Origin of the sequence: Bacillus sp. FSL R12-0074 (assembly GCF_038005725.1) — a bacterium.
Classification (GTDB): domain Bacteria; phylum Bacillota; class Bacilli; order Bacillales; family Bacillaceae_G; genus Bacillus_A; species Bacillus_A mycoides.
In genome coordinates, this window is record NZ_JBBOTR010000001.1 from 1,772,377 (window position 1) to 1,795,727 (window position 23,351).

21 protein-coding genes, 1 pseudogene, 1 riboswitch and 1 other annotated feature (1 of these 24 running past the window's edge) are annotated in these 23,351 nt (G+C 34.4%); of the genes and pseudogenes, 16 read left to right on the forward strand and 6 right to left on the reverse strand.

What is annotated here, in order from left to right; genetic code table 11:
* Positions 1-193, forward strand: a binding site (T-box leader); it begins 67 nt to the left of the window's first position.
* Between the two features lie 70 nt (positions 194-263).
* From asnA to NSS97_RS09280, 3 genes and pseudogenes are all read left to right on the forward strand, one after another.
* Positions 264-1,247: an aspartate--ammonia ligase gene (gene asnA, locus NSS97_RS09270; RefSeq protein ID WP_107887711.1), complete on the forward strand. Its 984-nt coding sequence runs from the start codon at positions 264-266 to the stop codon at positions 1,245-1,247.
* A 144-nt stretch (positions 1,248-1,391) separates the two neighbouring features.
* The gene (locus tag NSS97_RS09275; protein ID WP_002031128.1) at positions 1,392-1,505 is read left to right on the forward strand and encodes a helix-turn-helix transcriptional regulator; all 114 of its coding nucleotides are present in this window, start codon (positions 1,392-1,394) and stop codon (positions 1,503-1,505) included.
* Positions 1,506-1,633: 128 nt separating this feature from the next.
* Positions 1,634-1,975: pseudogene (locus tag NSS97_RS09280) on the forward strand (helix-turn-helix domain-containing protein); the annotation flags it as partial.
* A 289-nt stretch (positions 1,976-2,264) separates the two neighbouring features.
* Here the strand turns inward: NSS97_RS09280 and NSS97_RS09285 are convergent.
* On the reverse strand, positions 2,265-2,717 hold the full coding sequence (locus NSS97_RS09285) for a VOC family protein (RefSeq protein WP_107887710.1): 453 nt from the start codon (positions 2,715-2,717) through the stop codon (positions 2,265-2,267).
* A gap of 280 nt (positions 2,718-2,997) precedes the next feature.
* Positions 2,998-4,227, reverse strand: coding sequence for an aspartate kinase (locus tag NSS97_RS09290; RefSeq protein WP_107887709.1), 1,230 nt, complete (start codon positions 4,225-4,227; stop codon positions 2,998-3,000).
* A gap of 201 nt (positions 4,228-4,428) precedes the next feature.
* Positions 4,429-4,615, reverse strand: a riboswitch (Lysine riboswitch).
* A gap of 192 nt (positions 4,616-4,807) precedes the next feature.
* Here NSS97_RS09290 and NSS97_RS09295 point away from each other — a divergent pair.
* From NSS97_RS09295 to NSS97_RS09305, 3 genes are read left to right on the forward strand one after another with little or no spacing between them, the layout of a single operon-like run.
* Positions 4,808-5,716: a DoxX-like family protein gene (locus NSS97_RS09295; protein ID WP_107887708.1), complete on the forward strand. Its 909-nt coding sequence runs from the start codon at positions 4,808-4,810 to the stop codon at positions 5,714-5,716.
* A gap of 4 nt (positions 5,717-5,720) precedes the next feature.
* On the forward strand, positions 5,721-6,332 hold the full coding sequence (locus NSS97_RS09300; RefSeq protein WP_002141241.1) for a DUF4166 domain-containing protein: 612 nt from the start codon (positions 5,721-5,723) through the stop codon (positions 6,330-6,332).
* 5 nt (positions 6,333-6,337) lie between these two features.
* Entirely contained in the window at positions 6,338-7,963 is a 1,626-nt protein-coding gene (locus tag NSS97_RS09305; RefSeq protein ID WP_107887707.1) for a YndJ family transporter, read from the forward strand.
* A 28-nt stretch (positions 7,964-7,991) separates the two neighbouring features.
* On the opposite strand, the gene NSS97_RS09310 is transcribed toward NSS97_RS09305, so the two are convergent.
* Positions 7,992-8,477 (reverse strand): NUDIX domain-containing protein, encoded by a 486-nt coding sequence (locus NSS97_RS09310; RefSeq protein ID WP_107887706.1) that lies wholly within the window; start codon positions 8,475-8,477, stop codon positions 7,992-7,994.
* A 174-nt stretch (positions 8,478-8,651) separates the two neighbouring features.
* On the opposite strand from NSS97_RS09310, the gene NSS97_RS09315 reads away from it, so the two are divergent.
* From NSS97_RS09315 to NSS97_RS09330, 4 genes are all read left to right on the forward strand, one after another.
* Positions 8,652-9,902 carry an N-acetylmuramoyl-L-alanine amidase gene (locus NSS97_RS09315; RefSeq protein ID WP_341112291.1) on the forward strand — a complete coding sequence of 417 codons (1,251 nt, stop codon included), beginning with the start codon at positions 8,652-8,654 and terminating at the stop codon, positions 9,900-9,902.
* Positions 9,903-10,159: 257 nt separating this feature from the next.
* Positions 10,160-11,539: an S-layer homology domain-containing protein gene (locus NSS97_RS09320; protein WP_107887792.1), complete on the forward strand. Its 1,380-nt coding sequence runs from the start codon at positions 10,160-10,162 to the stop codon at positions 11,537-11,539.
* A gap of 197 nt (positions 11,540-11,736) precedes the next feature.
* Positions 11,737-12,999 carry an MFS transporter gene (locus tag NSS97_RS09325; protein ID WP_341112292.1) on the forward strand — a complete coding sequence of 421 codons (1,263 nt, stop codon included), beginning with the start codon at positions 11,737-11,739 and terminating at the stop codon, positions 12,997-12,999.
* A 29-nt stretch (positions 13,000-13,028) separates the two neighbouring features.
* Positions 13,029-13,307 (forward strand): hypothetical protein, encoded by a 279-nt coding sequence (locus NSS97_RS09330; protein WP_002135550.1) that lies wholly within the window; start codon positions 13,029-13,031, stop codon positions 13,305-13,307.
* A gap of 19 nt (positions 13,308-13,326) precedes the next feature.
* On the opposite strand, the gene NSS97_RS09335 is transcribed toward NSS97_RS09330, so the two are convergent.
* Positions 13,327-13,791, reverse strand: a complete 465-nt coding sequence (locus NSS97_RS09335; protein ID WP_107887703.1) for a hypothetical protein — start codon at positions 13,789-13,791, stop codon at positions 13,327-13,329.
* Between the two features lie 232 nt (positions 13,792-14,023).
* Between NSS97_RS09335 and NSS97_RS09340 the strand changes: the two genes are divergently transcribed.
* The 4 genes from NSS97_RS09340 (at position 14,024) to NSS97_RS09355 (ending at position 17,920) form a co-directional block, all read left to right on the forward strand.
* The gene (locus NSS97_RS09340) at positions 14,024-14,332 is read left to right on the forward strand and encodes a hypothetical protein (protein WP_002126754.1); all 309 of its coding nucleotides are present in this window, start codon (positions 14,024-14,026) and stop codon (positions 14,330-14,332) included.
* A 271-nt stretch (positions 14,333-14,603) separates the two neighbouring features.
* Positions 14,604-15,416 (forward strand): polyphosphate kinase 2 family protein, encoded by an 813-nt coding sequence (locus tag NSS97_RS09345; protein WP_341112294.1) that lies wholly within the window; start codon positions 14,604-14,606, stop codon positions 15,414-15,416.
* Positions 15,417-15,595: 179 nt separating this feature from the next.
* Positions 15,596-16,135 carry a PadR family transcriptional regulator gene (locus NSS97_RS09350; protein ID WP_002086322.1) on the forward strand — a complete coding sequence of 180 codons (540 nt, stop codon included), beginning with the start codon at positions 15,596-15,598 and terminating at the stop codon, positions 16,133-16,135.
* Positions 16,136-16,171: 36 nt separating this feature from the next.
* The gene (locus tag NSS97_RS09355) at positions 16,172-17,920 is read left to right on the forward strand and encodes a DHA2 family efflux MFS transporter permease subunit (protein WP_107887701.1); all 1,749 of its coding nucleotides are present in this window, start codon (positions 16,172-16,174) and stop codon (positions 17,918-17,920) included.
* Between the two features lie 37 nt (positions 17,921-17,957).
* On the opposite strand, the gene NSS97_RS09360 is transcribed toward NSS97_RS09355, so the two are convergent.
* On the reverse strand, positions 17,958-19,823 hold the full coding sequence (locus tag NSS97_RS09360) for a hypothetical protein (RefSeq protein ID WP_341112297.1): 1,866 nt from the start codon (positions 19,821-19,823) through the stop codon (positions 17,958-17,960).
* 174 nt (positions 19,824-19,997) lie between these two features.
* Between NSS97_RS09360 and NSS97_RS09365 the strand changes: the two genes are divergently transcribed.
* Positions 19,998-21,266: an MFS transporter gene (locus NSS97_RS09365; protein ID WP_341112299.1), complete on the forward strand. Its 1,269-nt coding sequence runs from the start codon at positions 19,998-20,000 to the stop codon at positions 21,264-21,266.
* Between the two features lie 57 nt (positions 21,267-21,323).
* Here NSS97_RS09365 and NSS97_RS09370 read toward each other — a convergent pair whose 3' ends face one another.
* Positions 21,324-22,307 (reverse strand): ketoacyl-ACP synthase III, encoded by a 984-nt coding sequence (locus NSS97_RS09370; RefSeq protein WP_341112302.1) that lies wholly within the window; start codon positions 22,305-22,307, stop codon positions 21,324-21,326.
* A gap of 180 nt (positions 22,308-22,487) precedes the next feature.
* Between NSS97_RS09370 and NSS97_RS09375 the strand changes: the two genes are divergently transcribed.
* A complete protein-coding gene (locus NSS97_RS09375; protein ID WP_107887698.1) occupies positions 22,488-23,039 on the forward strand; it encodes a cobalamin biosynthesis protein CbiN in 552 nt (183 codons plus the stop codon).
* Positions 23,040-23,351 lie beyond the last annotated feature (312 nt).

Here is a 23,351-nt window from a genome sequence, read left to right on the forward strand (position 1 = left end):
GATACGAAGCCTATTATGAAGAACCTCCTGGAGTCGCTAACCGAAATCCTTTATAGGAAAGTAGACTTAGCCGGGAACTTCGCCGTTACAAGAAGAACAGTATCGAGATTTTTTAATCTCCGTACTGTATAAGTGAGCAACCTCTGTTGCTAATTTGGGTGGTACCGCGGAACCAAAGTCTTTCGTCCCAGTTTTTTGGGAAAGAAGGGCTTTTTTTGTTGGCTTCTTTTCACAACATCCAAACATTTTAGGAGGAAACCACCATGTATCAATCATTAATGACAGTAAGAGAGACTCAAATCGCAATTAAGGAAGTTAAAACGTTTTTCGAGGATCAATTAGCAAAGCGCCTTGAACTATTCCGCGTATCTGCACCATTATTCGTAACGAAAAAATCAGGATTAAACGATCACTTAAACGGTGTAGAACGTCCAATTGAATTTGATATGTTACATTCAGGAGAAGAATTAGAAATTGTGCATTCACTAGCGAAGTGGAAAAGATTCGCATTACATGAATACGGATATGAAGCTGGTGAAGGTTTATATACAAACATGAACGCGATTCGTCGTGATGAAGAACTTGATGCAACGCATTCCATTTATGTTGACCAATGGGATTGGGAAAAAATCGTTCAAAAAGAATGGCGTACTGTCGATTACTTACAAAAAACAGTACAAATAATTTATGGAATATTCAAAGAATTGGAGGATCACTTATTTGAAAAGTATCCGTTCCTTGGAAAGTATTTACCAGAAGAAATTGTTTTCATTACTTCTCAAGAACTGGAAGATAAATATCCAGAATTAACACCGAAAGATCGTGAACATGCAATTGCGAAAGAACATGGTGCAGTCTTTATTATTGGAATTGGTGATGCACTCCGTTCAGGTGAAAAGCATGATGGACGCGCATCCGATTATGATGATTGGAAATTAAACGGTGACATTTTATTCTGGCACCCAGTACTACAAGCTTCATTCGAATTATCATCAATGGGAATTCGTGTTGATAGTAAATCACTTGATGAGCAGTTAACGAAAACTGGCGAAGATTTCAAACGTGAGTACGATTTCCATAAAGGTATATTAGAAGATGTACTACCATTAACAATTGGTGGTGGTATCGGCCAATCAAGAATGTGTATGTACTTCTTACGTAAAGCACATATCGGTGAAGTTCAATCTTCTGTATGGCCTGACGATTTACGTGAAGCTTGCAAGAAAGAAAACATTCATTTGTTTTAATATAAGTGAGAGGGAGAGTGGCTCGAAAATAGAGCTACTCTCCCTTTTTTATTGTGTAAACTGGTGGTTTACAGTGAGTGTTACTAATAGTTTCTTTCTTTTTTATCTCCTTTTATGTAATAATTTGTTAAAGGAGGGGGCGTTATGAACTTGGGAGAACAATTAAAAAAATTACGAGAATCAAAAGGATTTTCACAAGAGGATGTCGCTAAGAAAATTGGGGTGACGAGGCAAGCGGTGTATAAAGTGAAACTTTAATCAGTGGAGCGATTTATCCCACTGATTATTAGTTGAACCAATCGGGCTTTTATAGGCAGTTAATCCCATCTGGCTTCCTTGATGTATTTAAAAGCTACGATGGGATTTAGTGCCTGTTAAAGCGGGATAAATGGGAAAATGATAAAAGTTACCCTGACATTGATAATTTAATTTTACTTAGCGAAATGTACAATGTTACGCTAGATGAGTTAATAAAAGGGAATCAAAGCTTTAAAGAGAAAATACATATTGATGAAGAAGATGAGGATTTTGAGAAAGAGAATGAGTTTGGCTTTTATATTGGATTTGGTTTGCTAATTATGAGTGCTTTCATTGATTACGAAGGAATTCAAGAGATTTTATTAGGGGCTGCGCTATTCATGATGGTCTTTTATTCCGACGTAAAGAAAGTTATTTTGAATGAATTTCGCTCGTTATTTAAAGGAAAAGATATATATGATAAGAAGTGATAAGAGTCCGTTATATTTCCTAGGAAAAGGTATTGCGAATAATTTAATTGTTTTATAACGATTTTTAGATATAGGTAATATGTTAAAAAGCTGTTTGTATAGAGTCTTGAAATCTATGTGTAAAATGATAATAAAGTTATTTAATTTTAAAAGCTCAAACGAGTATAGCCCCGTTCTAAAGTTAGGACGGGGCTGAAAATTTAAGTTTTATGGAGTAAGAATGTGCTTCAAATATTTTTAATTCAGTAATGAATATTTCAGTAAAGGCTTTTTATAAAACATCACTTACTTATTTGTTATCGAGTTCTTCCGCCAAACCGATTAAAATTCCTTCGGTTCCACGAATGTAGCAGAGTCGATACGAGTTCTCATACTGAACTACTTCTCCAACGAGCTGAGCACCATGCTTAGTAAGTCTGGATACCATTTCGTCAATGTCCTCGACGGTGAACATGACGCGCAGATAACCGAGGGCGTTTACAGGAGCTGTCCGGTGATCTGCTATAGTAGGTGGGGGGAGAAATCGCGAAAGTTCAATTCGGCTGTGACCATCTGGCGTAACCATCATAGCAATCTCTACGCACTGAGAACCGAGTCCAGTTACGCGACCAGCCCATTCACCTTCGACAGTAGCTCGCCCTTCGAGTTTTAATCCAATCTCCTTGAAGAAAGAGATTGCGTTATCAAGAGATTCTACAACGATGCTGACATTGTCCATTCTTAGTAATCTGTTGTTTGCCATAGTCTTTATCTCCTTATGTGTAAAAATTTATCCCGCTATTTGCGGGCAATAAGACTCCCACCTCAAAATTCGGCGAATGCGAGGAAGTTAGGTGGGAGATAACTGCCCGATTGTTGAATAGAATGAATTGCTTCCGTTTTTTAACAATTTTATTGTTCTTCAAACGACTTTATTTTAAACTAAATAACCTTTTTCTCACTTTCCACTATGCAAACAGCTTTCTATTTATATAGGAAGGAAATAGATTTATATAATTTATTTTAATTTTTACAGGTGGAAATTAACTCATCTGCACTAAAGGCTCAATTTTCGCCATAAATGATTGATGTAGTGCTTCAACACCATCTACTAAGTGAATACGGTCAATTACAACTGATACTTTAATTTCCGATGTACTTACCATTTTAATATGAATACCGCCTTCTTTTAAAGTAGTAAACATATTCGCAGCAACTCCTGGGTTAGATACCATACCAAATCCTACAATTGATACTTTTGCTAAATGATTTTCATGTTCTACAGATTCATAGTGAAGTGCTTCTTGATTTTGTTCCAATACTTCTAATGTTTCTCTTAAATCATTAGAATGGATTGAGAAGGAGAGGTGAACAGTTCCTTCATTTGTAATACTTTGAATAATAATATCTACATTAATATGTGCTGCTGCTAATGTAGAGAAAACTGTTGAAAGTGCACCTTGTTCTAATCCTTTAATTGTGACACGTGTAATATTATCCTCAAATGCAATACCTTTAACGATTGATTGTTGTTCCATGTTACATTCTCCCCTTACAATTGTTCCGTTTTCTTGTTCCATACTTGAGCGAACTTCTAAAATTACATTATGATTTTTAGCAAATTCAACAGCGCGTGGGTGTAATACGCCAGCACCGAGGTTGGCAAGCTCTAACATTTCGTCATAAGAAATTTCATCTAATTTATAAGCATCTTGTACAACTCGTGGATCAGTCGTATATACGCCGGTCACATCCGTATAAATATCACATTTTTTTGCTTTTAGTGCAGCAGCTAATGCGACAGCAGTTGTATCAGAACCACCGCGGCCAAGCGTTTTAATTTCATTTTCTTCACTTATTCCTTGGAAACCAGCTACTATAACAATCGTTCCTTCAGTAAGGTGAGACTGAATACGAGTGGTGTTAATGTCAGTAATCCGTGCACTACTATGTACAGATTCTGTCGTAATACCAGCTTGCCATCCTGTTAATGAAATTGCGTTATAACCTTTTGTTTGTAGTGCTATTGTTAATAATGAAATAGTTACTTGTTCTCCTGTAGATAGGAGCATATCCATTTCACGTTTACTTGGATTTTCAGTAATAGCGTTAGCAAGTGCTACAAGTTTATCCGTACTTTTTCCCATTGCTGAAACGACAGAGACAATACTATGTCCTCGTTCATATTCTTCAATAATTAAATTTGCTACATGTTGAATGCGTTCGACGCTTCCGACAGAAGTACCGCCAAATTTTTGTACAATCGTTTCCATTACGAATTCCTTCTTTCGTCCATTTTTAAGAATAGGTTAGGACATATACAAATCCCAATATTCCTGTAGTTACCAGAGAGAAAAACAAAAAACACCATCTCAAATAAGTGAGGATGGTGCTGTTACAGGAAAAGGGAAACAGAAAACGGAGCTAATAAAAAAACCGCCAAAAAAGGAATATCATAAAAATGATATCTCTTTTTTGTAGATAGCTCTTCATACGTACACGTCTGTACATATGACAGTTCTGTTTCTATTCGAAAACAGCCCCAATTGATAAATGCAGAGAAATTTATCAATTTCGGCAACACTTCCTTTCCTCTAAAATCGTAGACATCTCTGTGTCTCCTTTAGAATACTTATAAGCGTTGCAACCTCTATCTCACGTTTTAGGCGAGAGTGTATGATTTATGAAGTTGTTGGTAACATTTGTTTTATAATAATTTAAATTTTTCAGGGAATCAAGTGTTTTTTGTATTTTTTTGAAATTCTATCTTTTTATTAAATTAGTTTGTGAAAAATGTAGCAAAATCGATTCATTGCATGTACATTGAAAATATAGCGCATGGGAGGTGGAAGGATGGGGAAGAAAAAGCCTATTTATGTAGCCACAGAAATGAACATAACAATGGAGAAACTATGGGCATATACACAAGAGCCTGATATACATACAGAGTGGGATGCTCGTTTTACTGAGATTTCGTATTTAGAAAAAAAAGAGGGAGAACCACAGAAGTTTTTATATAAAACAAAGATCGGATTTGGACTTGAAATAGCCGGAGAAGGGGAATCGATAGGTGAAATAAGAAAAGAAACTGGAGAACGCATTTCCTCTTTAAAATTTTGGACAGACAATCAATTATCACTTATACAAATAGGGCGTGGTTATTGGAAGTATACACCGAATGAAGAACATATTCATTTTGAAACGCAATATGATTATGATACGAGATTTGGTCGTATAGGAAATGTGATAGATTTATATGTTTTTCGTCCACTATTAGGTTGGGCGACAGCATGGAGTTTTGATGCTTTAAAATTATGGTTAGAAAAGGGACTTCACCCTAAGTTGCTAATTAGAAGAACGATGACGTATTGGCTAGTTTGCTTTTTATTTGCTTTCGTATGGTTATATCAAGGGATTGTACCGAAATTGATGTTTACTCATTCAGAAGAAGTAAAGATGCTTTCTGCACTAATCGGATCGAATGAAAGTAGTATTTTTATACTTAAAATAGTTGGGTTTTTAGAAATAATATGGGGTGTTATGTGGCTATTGCCACTTCAAAAGCGAAAACTATTTATATTGCATATTATATTGTTAATAGTTTTAACATTAGCGGCAGGATCGACGAATATCGCTAGTTTTACGCAACCGTTTAATCCGATTACATTAAATTTTCTTCTAATAGGGTTATCGATTGTCGGTTATATAAATAGCACTAATTTGCCAAGCGCAAAAAATTGCAAGAGGACGAGAAAGGGATAAGTATATGGTTAATATTTATGAAAGATTATTAGGGGATTCTTATAAAAGGCTTCATCCAAAATTGCAGGAACGATATGCGATAACAAAGGAAAATAGCTTTATTGGGGAAGGGGAAATGGATGAAATTTATGGAGGATCTTTTTTCGTTAAATTAATATTAAAAATTACATCGAAGTTTCGAATGTTTTTCTCTGAGCGAGGGCAAAAAGTTCCGTTTGTGATACATAATACCGCTGAGCGAGATGAACATGGAAATGAGTTTGTACGGTGGAATCGTACTTTTTATTTTCATAATAAGAAAAGATATTTTAACGCTGTTATGCAGTTGGATGAAGAGAATAATGAAATTGTAGATTATTTTGGTGAGCCACATTTACTCGTTTCTACATTGAATTTTTATATTGATGAAAAAGGCGGGATGCATATTTCTTCAAAGAAACAATGGTTTTTTATGTTTGGAAGAAAAATCCCGTTACCAAAATTTTTATATGGAGAGGCAAAAATTGTTGAAAGTTATGATGATGCACTGCAATGTTTTCGAATTCATGTACAAGTACGGAATCCGTTAATTGGTTCGTTATTTTCATATAAGGGAACATTTGTGGAAAGGGAATAAACGATATGAAAAATATACTGTTTGGGCTTGCTTGCTATATTATTTTTCTAATATGTGAGTGGTCAAATGTAAACCCAGTTGAAGCAATTATTTTATTATCTATTTTGTTATTTATACCGATGTCTTTTTGTATTATTGATAAGAAAACAAGAAATGGATCGTATTTATTATTTTATAAATTTGTATCGTTTTTATATCCAATCGCAGCAATCAGTGCAATGCTAGCTTTCGTAACAAATCACTATTTCTTTGCGCTACTTTGGTTTGCATATACAGGAATCGTTGCGTTATTTGGTGTAAGTAGATTGTTAGAAAGAGGATGGAAACCGATAGAAGAGACGGCTATCGATAGTGCGTTTATTTATTTGTTTTTAGGTGGTTTTTGGTTTTTTGCTTCTGTAGCAAAGGTTTCAATTATGCACTTTAGTTCTGACATTGTTTTACTTACAGCGGCACACTTTCATTATTCGGCGTTTTTATTACCATTATCAGCGGGTTTAATAGGGAGGAAAAGAGAAAAGAGAAGTAAAGTATATGATGCTATTATGTTTATCATAGTCATTTCACCTATGACAGTTGCGATAGGAATTACATACTCAAGGATATTTGAATTTTTTGCAGTGTTCATATATTTATGTGCGATTTATGGATATGGAGTTTACGTGTGGAGAACGAAATTCAATGCTATAAGTGCAAAGATTCTCCTTACTCTTTCATCCAGTACACTTATGGTAACAATAATGTTTTCACTCATATATTCATACGGAAATTTCAAACAAGTAATGACGATTACAATTGCACAAATGGTCTGGATTCACGGTGTTGTAAATGGAATGGGAGTAGCGTTACCAGCTTTTCTTGGTTGGATGATTGAAAAGAGTACTCCGAATTATAAATATTACGGGAAAACAATGAGCAGGTTAAGAGGAAATGCGACAGTTGGTGAAGCATTTTTACATAACAGAAATTTAATAGATAGCAAGGAATACAAAGGTTTAGTTGATAAAATGAATGATTTTCATAGTGAGGCATTTGACATGACGAAGATTCCTTTAAGTATTATTCGTTTTTATGAAAATACAAAAGAGTATGAGTTACAATCGCATATTAAATGGACTCGTTGGTTCCGCCCGGTTGCATTTTGTTATGAGAAAATGAGTAAGCGTGTAGGACAAATACATTTAGGAATGGGCGGCAAGTGGGAAACGATGCATGGCTCTATCATTGGGATAATAGATGAGAAGGATGGAAGAGAGAATGTAAGGGCTTGGCTAAGAAAAAATGAAGCAGGGGAGACAATTTTTGTAGCTCTTTATTCAAAGCATACATACAAGAAAGATACATATATGAATATCGCATTACCTTTACCATATTCGAATATGACTGGTATTTTGAAGTTATGCAATGATGATAATGCTTTAATCATTACAAGTAAGTTAAGAGAGAATGGCAGGGGAGATGAGGGGATTTATTTATATACTCGTTTCTTTACAATACGTTTACCATTAGCAGAGACATTTATCATTAAAGAGAGCGCGGACCAAATGTTAACAGCTCACCATAGAATGTGGATATTCGGAGTCAAGTTTTTAGAAATTGATTATGAGATTAAGAAAATAGAGGAGAAGTAAGAGAAGCTTGGAGAGATTCCAAGCTTTTTTATGTATGGGTAATTGTCATAGCAACCTGTTTATCTAAGTCACGATCCCAAACACGTTGAATTTCAAACGTACCTTTTTCAAAAAATAATGGGAATCTCTCTTTAAACCAATCTTGCATAGGAAGATTGAGTGCTGTATCAATTGGCACCCATAATAATTCGCCTTCAGGAGGATTCAAAAGGAGTTCACCTTCAAATGAATCTGTCCAATAGTTAAATACCATATATCGAACATTTTCTTTCGGATTTACGTATTCATCTAATCCCTTAAAAGTTAAATTTGAAACAAGTAATCCAGTTTCTTCTTTTACTTCTCTTATAGCGGCTTGAACGATACTTTCTGGAAAATCTACTTTACCGCCAGGAGCGATGTAACCAGGGAAGCCTAGATGATCGGGGCGCTGTATTAGCAATATTTCGTTATTCCGCTGAATCATACACATTGTATAAATACGGTGTTCTATATTTTTCCAATTCTTGCTCATACGAAACTCTCCTCTTATATAATAAGAATCTTATAGTTTTTAACTATAGTTATTTGTTCCAAAAAATACAATAATAAGACAAAATTATACAAAATGCAATTGACTATTACTAATTTTCAGAACTATAATTACTCTGTTATATAAAAAATTGTACTTGAGAGGGGAATATATTCTATGAAAAATAGAATAATCGCAGCAGGAATAATCGCAGCTAGTATATTATCTTATTCATCTAGTAGTTTCGCACAAATAAAAACGTTTCCAGATGTCCAAGCAGGGCACTGGGCAGAAGATTCTATTAACTACTTAGCAGAAAAAGGCGCAGTTACAGGTAACGAGAAAGGAATGTTCGAGCCTGGAAAAGAGATCACTCGTGCAGAAGCAGCTACAATGATGGCTAAAATCTTAAACTTACCATTCGATAAAGATGCTAAACCATCTTTCGGTGACTCTCAAAACGGATGGTATACCCCATACATCGCAGCTGTAGAAAAAGCTGGTGTTGTTAAAGGGAAAGGCCCAGGCCCAGGCGTATTTGATCCAACTGGGAAAATTGACCGAGTTTCAATGGCCTCTCTTATTGTAGAAGCTTACAAATTAGATTCTAAAGTAAATGGTACTCCAGCAACTAAATTCAGTGATTTAGAAAAAAGCTGGGGTAAAGCAAAAGCTAACATCCTAGTTGAATTAGGGATTTCTGTTGGTACTGGTGATAAATGGGAGCCTGAAAAAATTCTAACTAAAGCAGAGGCAGCTCAATTTATTAAAAAGGCAGATTCTCTTAAAATAGGTAACCCTTTAGTAGAAAAGGTAGTTATTATTGATCCTGGTCATGGAGGATTTGATCCAGGGAATCCAGGACAAGGTGTAGAGGAAAGTAAAATTGTATTTGATACATCTTTAAGATTACAGAAGTTGTTAGAGAAAAATACACCTTTAAGAGCTTTGTTAACACGTGAAGAGAACGGAAATCCAGGAAGTAACAAAAATGAATCTCTTGCGAATCGAGTGAAATTTGGTCAAGAGAACAATGGAGATATATTTGTAAGCATTCATGCAAATTCTTCTGAAAATCATGATGGTTATGGAACAGAAACGTATTACTATAAAAAATCCAAGCGTGGAGAAGAGACACAGATTGAAAAGGATAGCGAAGTATTAGCGAAGAAAATTCAAAAACGAGTAGTAGAAGCACTACATACAAGAGATAGAGATATAAAAGATGATCATTCATTTTATGTAGTAAATAAAAATACAGTACCAGCAGTTTTAACAGAGCTTGCCTTTATTGATAATAATATAGATAATGGCAAATTAGCTACTGAATCAGGAAGACAAATTGCTGCAGAGGCAGTTTATGCTGGGATTTTAGATTATTATGAGTGGAAAGGTTTCGATGTTTCAAAATATCGTTTAGCTAAATAAAAAATATTAATTGTTAAGTCCATCATCTATATAGAGATGATGGACTTTTTATATGAGTTTATATAATTTTGTATCAAAATAAAAAGATATATCGTATTATGCTGATTACAAATAAAATAATGGTAGATTAGTTTATTTGTATCACGTATACTTTTACTGTTGACTAATTAAGAGTTTGTTAGTTTGATAGGGAAAATTTTATTATAAAGGGAGGCAAGTTAACACGGGACAAGCATATACATAACGTGTTAAAAAATATGAAAAAAATTATTTCTAATGTGTTAGCAGTGACAGTCGCACTTCAAGTAGTGATGGCTCCGGCAACTTCATTTGCAGCTGAAAAAGATTTTCCAGACGTTCCAAAAGGTCATTGGTCGTATAAAGCAATTACTAATTTAACGTCAAAAGAAATTATTGCAGGATATGATAATGGTAAGTTTGGATTCGGGGATGTTGTAACTCGTGAGCAAGTAGCCGCATTAATGTATCGCGCGTTAAAGGCAGAAGCGAAAAGCGAATATAAAAATCCATACTCTGATATTAACGAAGGGACAACAATGTTCCAAAAAGAAATTTTAGCTTTAACAGATATGGGGATTTTCGTAGGTGATGGTAAAGGAACATTTAGACCGAAAGAATCTTTAACTCGTGCTGAAATGGCTGTAATTTTACAGAAAGCCTTTAAACTAAAAGTAAAAGCTAATCATACATTTAATGATGTTCCGAAAGATCATTGGGCAAATGAAGCGATTAGTGCATTAGAGTCTAACGGTGTTGCTGCAGGTAATGGAGCAGGTGCATTTAATCCAACAGGTGTTTTAACACGTGAAGAATATGCACAATTTTTATATAACGCCATGGCATCATATATCGATTTAGATGTAACATTACCTTCTAATGTAACAGCTCAAGAGATTGATAATTATATTAAAAGATATCATCCTGATAGTCCGCTTGTTGGAGTTGGACAAGAATTTATTAAAGCGCAAAACGAGTATGGCGTGAACTCTTTATATTTAGCAGCACATGCAATCTTAGAGTCTGGATACGGGAAATCAGAAATTGCATATCGTAAACATAATTTATTTGGACTACGAGCGTATGATTGGGATCCATTCGCACATGCAAAATATTTACCATCTTATGGATTAAGTATTTCATACAATGCTGATTATGTGAGAAAGAATTACTTAGAACAAGGTGCTAAGTATTTCAAAGGTTACACATTACCTGCGATGAATGTAATGTATTCAACTGATAAAGAATGGGCTGGCAAAATCGCTAATATTATGGAACGTATTAAGCCTTTCAATAACAAAGATTATCAAAATGTAAAACGATTACCGAAAAACCCTAATACATTAAATGTAGATGCATTAGGCGAAACAATTCCGTATAAAGATTATGCAAAAGATGCGAAAGCTACAGTTCAATCAGTAGGATCTTACTATCAAGTTCCATTCCCGTTTAACAACCCAATAAAGAGTGTACCAAATGTTACACAAAATGAAGTTGGAAAATTAGAAAATGGTACAAAAGTAAATGTATATCGTGAAGATCCAAATGGCTGGGTAGAATTCTCACTTGAAAATGCTCAAGAAAAATATTGGACATTGAAGAAGAACTTAAAATTATAAATAAAAAAGGTGTTTTCATATATGAAGACACCTTTTTTATTTATATTCAACACGTAATATTTGTAGATTCATTATGATTTTCTTTTTTATATTTCTACCAATAATTTAACAGTTTCATATATAATTAAAGTTATTAAAGATTGAATTTTCTGTGTTTATTTTTGGGTATTAACTTAATTTGAAAAGAGGAGAGAGATATGCAAGGAGAAATACCAACAGAGAAAAATTTAGGTTATGTCGGTAAATTGTTATTGCCAGTTAAAGTGTCACCGCACTTTAAGTTTTTATGGATTGGGCAATTACTTTCGACTTTAGGTAGTTCGATAACGATGGTTATTCTGCCAGTCGTTGTGTATTCATTAACTGGTTCAATGGTTGTAATGGGAATGACTATGGCAATATACATGCTTCCTAATATTCTTGCGTTACCGTTTGCTGGATTAGTCGTGGATCGAATTGACCGGGTGAAATTGATGTTATTTACAGATATAATTCGCTGTATATTAATGCTCTTATTTGCAACACTTATATTTATGGACATTTTAACAATTCCACTTTTATATGTACTGGTTGCATTATATGGACTTATGGAAGGGATATTTCAGCCGGCATATTCAGCTGTAAGAGCAAAAGTATTTGTACCGGAAATTCGAAATGCAGCTAATGCATTAACGCAAATGAGTAATCAAGGAATACGACTAATTGGACCGGCTCTTGGAGGATTGATCGTTTCAGTTGCATCCGCCGGAATAGGATTTGGTTTGGATGCAGTAACATATTTGCTATCATTTTTATGTTTATTATTTTTAAGAGAACTAAAGTTTAATAAAGTACAGAAATTTGAAAGAAATAAAATCAATTACAAAAAAGATTTTATGGAAGGGATTCTTGTTCTAAAGAGTCATCCATGGTTGTGGATTACCATTCTAGTCTTTTCTTTCGTTAATATTTGTTATGCTGGCGTAATCGTTGTATTAATTCCATGGTTGTTTAATGTTCATCATCATTTTGAAGCTTACGTATATGGATTGGGTATGGCTTCTTCTGGAGCTGGAGCTGTAATCGCAGCACTAATTTTTGGTGGGAGGCAGCGGTGGCATAAGAGAGGATTACTTGCGTATGGTGGTGTTTTAATTAGTGGAATGGCGTTATTAATTATGCCTTTCGTTTCTTGGGCACCCGCCTTAATTGGATTAATGGCAATTGAAGGATTCGGTATTATGATATTTGGGCTTATTTGGGAAACAAGTTTACAAGAGCTTGTACCAGAAGAAGCTTTTGGAAGAGTGGCAAGTCTTGATATGTTAGGCTCATTTGCCTTATTACCATTAGGGTATGTGGTGGTAGGCTGGTTAGCTACTGTAATAGGTGGAAAGATAACAATTATAATGCTAGCTATTTTAGTACTCATAACAATTGGAATGGCATTGTCTGTACCAAGTATTCGGCGGTTCGATTGATTATGTAGGCAAAAAGGGGGGGATGGTATATGACTATAGAAAATCTACATGATTTAGTAGTACATGAGTTGGGATGTAAATACGTTTTGGGAGAAAAGGTATTTGAAGCAAGGAATTTTACGGTGTATATTGCTACTCCTATAGAAAATAAAATGACATATAATCGATTCATCTTAATTAAGCATTTGTCTAATGAAGAGCCTTCCGTACATGTTTGGGACAAAAAAATCTGTGTAGACGCTACAAAAATACATATTGCAAAAGAAGTGACAGAAGCAATTCAATCGGGTTTTGTAAATAAAGAGTAAGCCCTAATTAAATTAGGACTTACTCTTCATTAAACACAAATGTTTGCTTCATTTTTTTACTCTCATGTACTGGATGACCGTTGTAAGAGAAATTCTTTTCTTCCCAAGTAATGACAACTTTAAAATTATGGCTATTAAAGTCTAATGGGAATACCATGTAGTCAAAGCTTGTATGACTTTTTGAAACGTTGTTATTAGATGAAGTAGGATTAAAGGTAGCTTTAGATGTAGGTGTGTTATCAAGTATTTCCACCGATACATTTGCAACATCATTACCAATATTTTTTAAGAGTAAACTATACGTATCATATACACCTTGTTTTGGCTGCACGGCTTGCTTGTTTGAGTTATGAGATTTGTCAATTTCGATATACCACTGTTTAGACTTTGACGCAATTGGTAGTGATTGAAATGTGTATGCACTAGCTTGTATTGGTAGTGCTAAGCAGATAAGGAGGAAAAGAGATATTATTTTTCGTTTCATTTTGAAAAACCTCCATTCTTTAACAAAGTTATTTGTTATTATTCGCTCTGTTTGAAAAAATATACCATATAATGTAAGGGGGTAGGGGGATGAGTCTCGGCTTAGGAATCATTATAGTATTCGCTACGGTTATACTTGGCACGTTTGCTTAATAGCTGGTATATACGCGATCCATATGCTGGCTGATACACACCAAATCCAGTCAGAGTGAATTGTAAGGGAGAACATTATATTGAAAGTACTAGTAAGCACGGGGAGTAGTATTTTTCTACAATTTTTATTTTTGTATATATTTATTTCGGGTATTTTACTGGAAGTTAACCCTTGGTATGCGGTAGTTTTATATACAAGCATTGCGATGCTAAGTCTATTTCTTGCGATATATTCAATTATTAGCTCTATAAGGAAGAGTTCGACTGCTATCTTTCTTACAATACTGGTTGGAGTTGAAACGTCGTTATTTGCAATATTAATTATCGGTTTTACAGTGTTTGCTTATTTTTTACCGGAAGCAGGTATTCCACCGGTAATTAGTTTGTAGTATAAGTGGATGTGTCAAAAGATAAATGCCATTAAAGTGATATATTAAGGGGAATTAGATAAGGAAGCTGTGTAGAGATTTTTCTACACAGCATTTTTTGTGTCTAGCGTTCAATTACATATGTTTGTTGGTATGTATATATCGCCTTTGTATCAATTTATTAAACTGAAGATAGAGAGTCCCACGTATGAATCAAAAGAATATTAATATGAAAAAATTACCAATAAATATGTTAAAATAACATTGTCATATAACAAGGGGGATTCGTTTGATGGAAAGAGAGCATCTTGCTAAAGTAGATTTAACGAAAAGAATTGAATCAAAATCTAAGTACAAAAAGAAACTCGAAAAATATCAAATGTGCTTATTGGCACTACAGCAAATTTTAAAAGAAGAAAAAATAGCTGTTATGCTTGTTATGGAAGGCTGGGATGCAGCAGGTAAAGGTGGAGCGATTAAGCGAGTGACTGAACATCTTGATCCGCGTGGATTCCAAGTAAATCCAATTGGCGCGCCTGCTCCTCATGAAAAACGGTATCATTATTTGCAACGTTTTTGGCGGAAACTTCCTCAATATGGGCAAATTACTATATTCGACCGTTCATGGTATGGGCGTGTATTAGTTGAGCGTGTTGAAGAGTTCGCCACAAAGGAAGAGTGGACGAGAGCGTATGGTGAAATTAATGATTTCGAAAAACTATTAACTGATGATCATTACATAATAGGAAAGTTTTTCTATCATATTAGTAATGACGAACAGTTAAAGAGATTTACAGAAAGAGAGAACAACCCTCTTAAAAGGTGGAAAATTACAGATGAAGACTGGCGAAATCGTGAAAAATGGGATGAGTATGTCGAAGCAATGGAAGACATGTTTGAAAATACGAATAAGCCGAATGCAAAATGGCATATTATTGCGAGTAATGATAAATTATACGCTCGTTTGAAAACATTGAAAGTGATTATTTCATTAATTGAGGATTATTTCTTAGAGCATAATATAGAATTACCTTCATATTATAATGAAATAAAGGAAGGAAAGAAAAAGAAAATTGAATCTGTGCAAGATGTAGGGGCTAAATAGTAAGAAGGTTTGTATAGGAAATATGGAGGGAAGCTGTCTTGTAATTTGGTAAACCCAAATTACAAGACAGCTTTTTTAGTTAGAAACATTTTACAATTTACAGAATAAGGTATATAATCAATAATCATATTAACGATGTTAATATGATTATTGATTATATACTGTGTGGGGGTCTTATTTTGAAGGGAAGAGATGTTGTTTTAGGTTTATTAATGGAAAAAGAATTGTCTGGTTATGACATTAAAATTGTGTTTGAGGATGTATTTACTTACTTTTTTGATGGAAGCTTTGGAATGATTTATCCAACGTTACGACAATTGGAAAAGGAGGGGAAAATTAAAAAAGAAATTGTCATGCAAGAAGGGAAACCGAATAAGAAAATGTACTTTATTACAGATGAAGGGCGTGAAGAGTTTTATAAATACATGCAAACGGATGTAGAGAAAGACGTTTTACGTTCAGATTTTTTAATGAGGATGTATTTTGGTAATTATAGTGATGATAGGGCGATAAAAAAATGGATTGAAGACGAAATTGAAAGGAAAGAAGCGTACATTGCGGATCTTCGTTTGAAATATGAAAAATGGAGAGAAGGTATTACTTTCGTTGAAGAAATTTCGCTCGATGTAGGTATTGCATCATATAGTGCACAAGTAGAGATGTTGAAGAGGAAGTTACAGCAATTAGAAGCAAAAGAAAACAATAAAACGGAAGAATGAAAAACACGTTCACAATAAATAAAGGGGTAGATTAACATGGAGCAGTCAAAGGGTATTAAGATTGTCTTTTTAATGTGCTTAGGTATTTTTCTTTGTATGATTGATACAACGATTATGAATATAGCTTTACCAACAATACAATCGAGTGTAAATACTTCATTAGAGAAGATGTCTTGGGTATTAAATGTTTATACAATGACGATTGCAGTACTCGCAATCCCGCTAGGACGGATAGCTGATATTTTTGGGAAAGCAAAGGTGTATATTCTCGGTTTAATTATTTTTGGTGGTGGATCAGTGCTTTGTGCTTTTGCTAATACAGGTGACTTCCTTATTTTTTCTCGTTTTATACAAAGTGTTGGAGCAGCAATTTTATTTCCGACAAGTATGGTAATTGGTGTATCAGCTATGCCGTTAGCAAAGAGGCATGTTGCACTTGCTATTTTAGGAGTAACGCAAGGATTGTCAGCTGCACTTGGTCCGGTAATAGGCGGAATTATTACGCAAAATGTAGGATGGAGATGGGTGTTCTTCGTCAATGTTCCGATTTGTATTCTTGGAATCATTTTATGCTGTATTATGCTACAAATAAAAAATGAAGAACGTATTATCTCAAAAATTGATTGGATTGGGCTTATATTAAGTAGTTCAGCGATTTTCTCTTTTACTCTCATACTAGTAAAAGGTAATACATGGGGATGGCAAAGTAATATTGCTTTGTCTTGTTATGCAATTAGCACTATTTCTCTTATTCTATTTGTTTTAGTGGAACGAAAGATTCATAATCCAATGGTGAATTTAAATTTATTTAAAGATCGAATGTTTGTCGGAGCGTCTATCGTTGTTATATTAAGTAATTTATTCTTAATTGGCGTTACTGTATTGCTTCCAACTTTTTTGACAAAAATACAGCACCGAACGGAAATTGAAGCTGCTTTTTTAGTGACACCTATTTCAGCGATGATATTTTTTATCTCACCTGTTGCAGCAACTTTAATTAAAAAGCTTGGAAAAGTAACTATTATTTTGTCAGGGTTTCTTGTTATGGGCCTATCCTACTATTGGTTGCAAATGATTGACGTCAATTCAACAAATATAGAAATTATTATTCCGTGTATGATATTAGGTGTTGGATATGGTTTAGTAGTGGGACCAATTACAGTTTTAAGTGCATCTTCGTTTGAAGGAGAATTATTAACTGCTTCTCAAAGTGTTGTATCAATGTTGCGGCAAGTAGGGATTGTATTAGCGGTTGCAATATTTGTATCTAATTTAACTCACAACTTATCTTTAAATAAAGAGAATGTATATCGTTATGCAGAAGAAAAAGTGCGTAATATTCATGTGAATAGTGCTCAGCAAGCTGAGATATTACAGGTAACAAAAGAAAAAATAGAGAAACAAAGTATAGAAACAAATGTAGAAAAGAAACAAAATGAAACATTGGTGGGATTAAGTAAAGAGAAAAAAGACGAACTAATTCACCAAAAAGTGGATGAAGTATTAAGTGGTGTTCCAGTAGAATATAGAGATATAAAAAGAGAAGAAATTACGAATCAAGTAACAAAAGAAGTTGAAAAACAAGAGGAGAGTATAAAGAAAGAAGTACTTGCATTTTCAAAAGATGTAAGTCGGTATGCCAAAAATAAGATGGCTATGAGTTTTACTGATTTATATAAAGCGAGTGTTCCAGTTATTATAATTTGTGCTTTAGTAAGTTTGTTATTTTGGGAAGGAAAGGCTTTGAGTAAAAAGAGAAGGGAAAGAGTGGTAGAGGAAGTGTAAAGAAAAACAGGCTAATAGCAGCCTGTTTTTCTTTACGCTAGTATGAAAAATCTGGGTTTAATTCGTTAAACTTATGACTGTAATGCATCTTATTATTAAAACCAACAAAATCTATGCCGATGCAAGGTTCTAAATTACCATCTACAACTTTAGAATCCACGAAGCTTAAATGTTTTAACTTTGGTAGTTCTTTAATGAATTGTAGATTTTGTATGTTACCACAACCTGATAGAATGAGTGTTTCTAACTCTGTTAAATAACGTAAATAGTCGTGATTTTTCATTTTACTGCAATGATCGAATTCGACGTATTTTAAAGTTGAAGCATTGTTTTCAATTTCATCAATATGTTCTAAATTTCTTACATAATTGATTTCTAAATGTTTTAATTTAGGAAATGCTCTACATCCTTTTAATGAGTTAATGTTCCCTTGTGTAATTCTTAGTTTTTCAAGGTTTTGTAAAGACATTAATTCTTCAAGGTTTTTTTGTTTCGGTTTGTATTTCCAAATGTATAGTTCTTTTAAGTTAGAACAAGATTCGAACCCTGTAATGTTTTTATTCCACTGTATGTAAAGTTCCTCTATATTTTTAAAGCTTTCTAGTGCTGTTAAGTTTAAAGGGACTTGTGGTTCTTCTAGTGATAAAGAGTTCAAGTTTTTTAATTTATATAAAGCTGAATAATCGGTAATATAGGTACTATTAATTTGTAGCGCTTCGATTTGCGGACAGCGTTCTAGAAAATCAAGATGCTCCATACTATACCCAAGGTCATTAATGTAAACTTGGGTATAGTTGTTTGTATTAATGAATTCTACGTATTCATCCAGTCTGTTTTCATGAATTTGTACTGTGCCATCCATAACTAAAAAGTCTTTTGGTTTCTTCTTGATAGATATTTGTAAAGGATTCGCATGTTGAAATATTACCGTTTTGTTTTCTAAAATAGTTTCAACACTTGTTTTAACATTAGAAACACTGTCTTTTTCTTTGTATGCTATTAAAATAGACTCTATTTCTGAAGGATCTGTTAATAAAATTTTGGGATTCATTTCATATATTATATCTTCATTTGAAGGTATGCAGCTAACCATTGCTTCCAGTGCTATTAAACTTAATGGTTGTCCTTTTGTTAGCCAAGATTTAATCCGCGTCCAAGTTAGTTGTGATACTGCAGCTAATCGTCCCCAATCGCTATGAAATGATACTGCATTTTCCTCTATCCAATCCAATATTGCTGAGGATTGAAAAGAATGTAAACAAATGAAGGAAGTGGTCGGAAGCTCACATTCTAATACTGATTTTAGCTTTTCTATTACTAAAGGGAATGCTTCTTCAAATGGTAAACAGTAAGCGGCAGCGTGTGAAAGAGGTGCAATTAAATCTTCATCAAATTCCTTCCACAGTTTTCTTATCCAATCAGAGGCATTTTCTCCTAATACACATATAACAATCTCGAGTAATCGAGTTTTAATTACACCATTTATCGTGTTAGAAAAGCGGTTCATAACAGCATCTAATATTTCGCTTTTATCGTACATATTAAGAGCTTCAATTTCTTCTTCTTGAAGAAACCATCGAGTCATTGTGTAATCAAGTAAGTTTTTAAAGTTTGAGCGAACTTCTTCTAAAGTAGGCACGGGTGCAAGTTTATGCTCATCCATCTCTAATTCTGGTTGCGTCGCCTCACCATCTCCTTCATAAAAATCGTCGTGCAAATAATACTTATAAGGTGAATGAACGATTGCAAGATTGTACCATTCATTTGGATGTAAAGATAACGAGATAAGACGTTCATGACATTGGCTACATAATTTATAAGGTTGATTTGCTTCATCAGATTCTTCTATTTGCTGTACTGGATTATGTTTGCAAGCTTCGCATAATTCTAGTGTTTTTTTCATTGTTTTCTCCTTGTATATTGTGAATAGTAGTATTTTTAATATAGCATGAGATAAGTAAAGTATAGTTAGAGATTTTTTAATAATTAAAGAGACGGATGAAAAATGACATTGAATATGTAACGTTAAACATAGTACATTAACAAGAGTAATGAATTTTATTAAGTGGGTGAGAAAATGCTAGATAAGGCGGATGCTTCAATAAGTAATCATATGTATACAGAAGAAGAGCAACGAAAATTATATAAACGAACGTTAATAATCGTAAGTATTTCACAAATGTTTGGCGGAGCGGGATTAGCTGCTGGAATTACAGTAGGTGCACTTCTTGCACAGCAAATGCTTGGGACGGATGCGTATGCAGGATTACCGGCTGCTATGTTTACAATGGGATCTGCGGTAGCGGCTTTCTTTGTTGGGAAGTTATCGCAAAAATATGGTCGCCGAATAGGACTTGCAACAGGGTTTATAATAGGGGGACTAGGGGCTATTGGAGTTGTATTGGCTGCGTTAACAAATAGTATTATTCTTTTACTAGTTTCTTTACTCATATACGGTGCAGGTACAGCGACGAATCTACAAGCTCGTTATGCTGGTACCGATTTAGCAGATAAGAAGCAGCGAGCAACTGCTATTAGTATTACGATGGTTATGACGACTTTTGGTGCGGTGGCTGGTCCGAATTTAGTAGGTGTAATGGGGGATTTTGCTGATTCAATTGGAATTCCTAACCTTGCTGGTCCGTTCATATTATCAGCAGCGGCATTTATACTTGCGGGTCTTGTTCTTTTTGTTATGCTTCGTCCAGACCCGTTAATTATTGCTAACATAATAGAAACATATAAACAAGAACATACATATAAAGGGCAACCAGTAACAGAAGAAATAATAGAGAATAAGCGTGGTGTTACCGTTGGAGCAATCGTTATGATACTTACTCAAATAGTGATGGTTGCGATTATGACGATGACGCCAGTTCATATGGGACACCACGGTCATGGTTTAAGTGCAGTAGGTCTCGTGATTGGTTTTCATGTAGGTGCAATGTACCTTCCATCGCTTGTTACAGGAATGTTAATTGATAAAATTGGCCGTACTACGATGAGTATAGCTGGTGGAGTAATTTTACTAGCGGCGGGTGTCATAGCTGCGATAGCGCCGAGTGATTCTTTACTATTATTAATTGTTGCTCTGTCTTTACTTGGGTTAGGGTGGAACCTCGGTTTAATAAGTGGTACAGCTCAAATTGTTGATGCAACTATACCTTCTACACGTGCTAAAACACAAGGGAAAATAGATGTTTTTATTGCGTTAGCCGGAGCTTCAGGTGGAGCGATGTCAGGAATGGTAGTAGCTAATTCCAGTTATGCGGCATTATCATTAGCGGGAGGATTGTTAGCATTATTGCTAATTCCTGTTGTGATATGGTCTCGGATAGGTAAATAAATTTCATGAAATTAAAAAGAGGTTCTAGTTATTCCCTAGAACTTCTTTTTAATGTATTTAACTTAAATCCCATGCCACAATAAGCCCTAAATGCGTAAGCCCACCACCAAATCCGTATAGCAAAAGTGTGTCTCCGTTATTTAATCTTCCTTTTTTTCTAGCTAAATCTAAAGCGAGTGGAATAGAGACGGAAGATGTATTCCCCATATCTTCCACACTCGTTAATGTTTTTTGAATAGATATTTTTGATTTTTCGCAAATAGATTCAATCATTCTTAAGTTAGCACTATGTGGTATGAACCAGTCTATATCATCTATTTGCAAATTTGCAGTATGTAATAGTTTTTTTATGCCGTATGGTACTGTTCGTACAGCCCATTTATATACTTCTCTTCCATTTTGAACAATTTTTTCACTTGTTTGTAGTGGTGTGCCATTCATAGTAGTAGATAAGTTTGTTCTGTATAGATGAATGCCACCGTCACCGTTTGTTCCCATGTGAGCAGCGATAAAGTTTGGTTTGTTTTCATCTCTTTCTAATAAAATAGCTCCAGCGCCATCACCGAACAAAATACAGGACGTTCTATCGGTGTAATCAGTAACTTTAGATAATGTCTCTGTCGCTATGACGAGTACTTTTTGATGTGATCCAGAAGTGATTAAGCTATTACCGACATGCAGTCCGTATGTGAAACCAGCGCAAGTCGCATTTAAATCAAAAGCTAGTGTATGAGGTATGTTGAAGTATTGTTGTATTTGGCAAGCAACACTAGGGAAAACATAGTCAGCAGTAGTTGTAGCGACGATGATACAGTCAATATCCTCTAAGTTTTTCTTATATGTTGTACACAAATTTTCGATTGCTTTAATGGCTAAGTGTGAGGAGTATTCGTCTTCGTTAGCAATTCTTCTTTCTTTCATGCCTGTTCTTTGTACAATCCATTCATCATTCGTATGGACCATCTTTTCTAAATCGTTATTAGACAATACTTGATCTGGAACATAAGTACCAATTGCGGTAATACGAGATTTAGAATTCATAGGAACATCTCCTAACTTGTTTTTATAACCTGATACTAATATCAGGTTATAAAAATGTCAATAAAGATTTTCTGTTTAATAAAATTAATATATTTTAATAAACGGAAAGGGATTTGAGGAGTGATGTCCAAATAATATACGGAAAGCTTCTAAATTTGATAATGAAGGGGTTTGAGATTCTTGAAAAGAATCGTATATGTATTGTCTCTTGTTTTAATTTGTAGCTTTACTTATTTTATTTTACCAGAGAAATCTTATGCTTGTGATTGTACTAAAGCATCACCAGAAGAGAGGTTACAACAAAATGATGTAGTGTTTGAAGGTAAGGTATTAGAAGTTCAAGAGAAGGACGGAAGAATGAAAACATTATTTGAAGTGAAGAAAATTTGGAAAGGGACAAGTTCTTCGCAAATTATTATATATACAAGCAGTAGTAGTTGTGCGTTTCATTTTGCAGAGGGAGGAGAGTACCTAGTGTTCTCTTCTCATAGAGGAGAAGAGAAACTGTTGGAGACATCTAGCTGCAGTGGAACGAAGAGATTAGATGAGGCAGAGATAGAGAAAATGGCTTTAAGTCATATTGCAAAAGAGTCTGTTCCAACGAAGAAAGTGAATTTAAAAGGGGATATGGTGAGCGGCTTAAGTTTGTGGCAAGTTGTGGTTATTGTTATAGGTGTATTATTTATTGTAGCTGTTGTTATTTTTATTGTGAAAAGAATTCGCAAAAAATGACGATTAAAGTAAAAATATAAAGATTTTCTTTCTGTTTCTATAGGTGGTTTAATCTTGTGAAAGCGAATTACTTATGCTACACTTTATGTAACTTAAAATGAACGGAGGGGCTTCCTTTGATCTTAATCAGATTACGTCTCAATACTTTGTGCCGATAATTGAATAGCGCTCAAAGGCTCTGTCTGTGTACAGAGTGAACGGGATTGGTCTGCCTATTTTAAAGGAACCCTTTATTAAGCTTATATGTGAAAAAGAGGGAGGGACGAATACGCCCTCTTTTTGTTTTGCCTTTATAAATAGAATGGGATAGTA

What these genes read in the sequence shown, in the direction of transcription:
- NSS97_RS09305 (WP_107887707.1), top strand. Translation starts at nt 6,338, where the DNA reads ATGAAAAATATACTGTTTGGGCTTGCTTGCTATATTATTTTTCTAATA.
- NSS97_RS09355 (WP_107887701.1), top strand. Translation starts at nt 16,172, where the DNA reads ATGGAGCAGTCAAAGGGTATTAAGATTGTCTTTTTAATGTGCTTAGGT.
- NSS97_RS09335 (WP_107887703.1), bottom strand. Translation starts at nt 13,791, where the DNA reads ATGAAACGAAAAATAATATCTCTTTTCCTCCTTATCTGCTTAGCACTA.
- NSS97_RS09285 (WP_107887710.1), bottom strand. Translation starts at nt 2,717, where the DNA reads ATGGCAAACAACAGATTACTAAGAATGGACAATGTCAGCATCGTTGTA.
- NSS97_RS09290 (WP_107887709.1), bottom strand. Translation starts at nt 4,227, where the DNA reads ATGGAAACGATTGTACAAAAATTTGGCGGTACTTCTGTCGGAAGCGTC.
- NSS97_RS09315 (WP_341112291.1), top strand. Translation starts at nt 8,652, where the DNA reads ATGAAAAATAGAATAATCGCAGCAGGAATAATCGCAGCTAGTATATTA.
- NSS97_RS09330 (WP_002135550.1), top strand. Translation starts at nt 13,029, where the DNA reads ATGACTATAGAAAATCTACATGATTTAGTAGTACATGAGTTGGGATGT.
- NSS97_RS09295 (WP_107887708.1), top strand. Translation starts at nt 4,808, where the DNA reads ATGGGGAAGAAAAAGCCTATTTATGTAGCCACAGAAATGAACATAACA.
- NSS97_RS09370 (WP_341112302.1), bottom strand. Translation starts at nt 22,307, where the DNA reads ATGAATTCTAAATCTCGTATTACCGCAATTGGTACTTATGTTCCAGAT.
- NSS97_RS09300 (WP_002141241.1), top strand. Translation starts at nt 5,721, where the DNA reads ATGGTTAATATTTATGAAAGATTATTAGGGGATTCTTATAAAAGGCTT.
- NSS97_RS09345 (WP_341112294.1), top strand. Translation starts at nt 14,604, where the DNA reads ATGGAAAGAGAGCATCTTGCTAAAGTAGATTTAACGAAAAGAATTGAA.
- NSS97_RS09320 (WP_107887792.1), top strand. Translation starts at nt 10,160, where the DNA reads ATGAAAAAAATTATTTCTAATGTGTTAGCAGTGACAGTCGCACTTCAA.
- asnA (WP_107887711.1), top strand. Translation starts at nt 264, where the DNA reads ATGTATCAATCATTAATGACAGTAAGAGAGACTCAAATCGCAATTAAG.
- NSS97_RS09325 (WP_341112292.1), top strand. Translation starts at nt 11,737, where the DNA reads ATGCAAGGAGAAATACCAACAGAGAAAAATTTAGGTTATGTCGGTAAA.
- NSS97_RS09365 (WP_341112299.1), top strand. Translation starts at nt 19,998, where the DNA reads ATGCTAGATAAGGCGGATGCTTCAATAAGTAATCATATGTATACAGAA.
- NSS97_RS09275 (WP_002031128.1), top strand. Translation starts at nt 1,392, where the DNA reads ATGAACTTGGGAGAACAATTAAAAAAATTACGAGAATCAAAAGGATTT.
- NSS97_RS09310 (WP_107887706.1), bottom strand. Translation starts at nt 8,477, where the DNA reads ATGAGCAAGAATTGGAAAAATATAGAACACCGTATTTATACAATGTGT.
- NSS97_RS09360 (WP_341112297.1), bottom strand. Translation starts at nt 19,823, where the DNA reads ATGAAAAAAACACTAGAATTATGCGAAGCTTGCAAACATAATCCAGTA.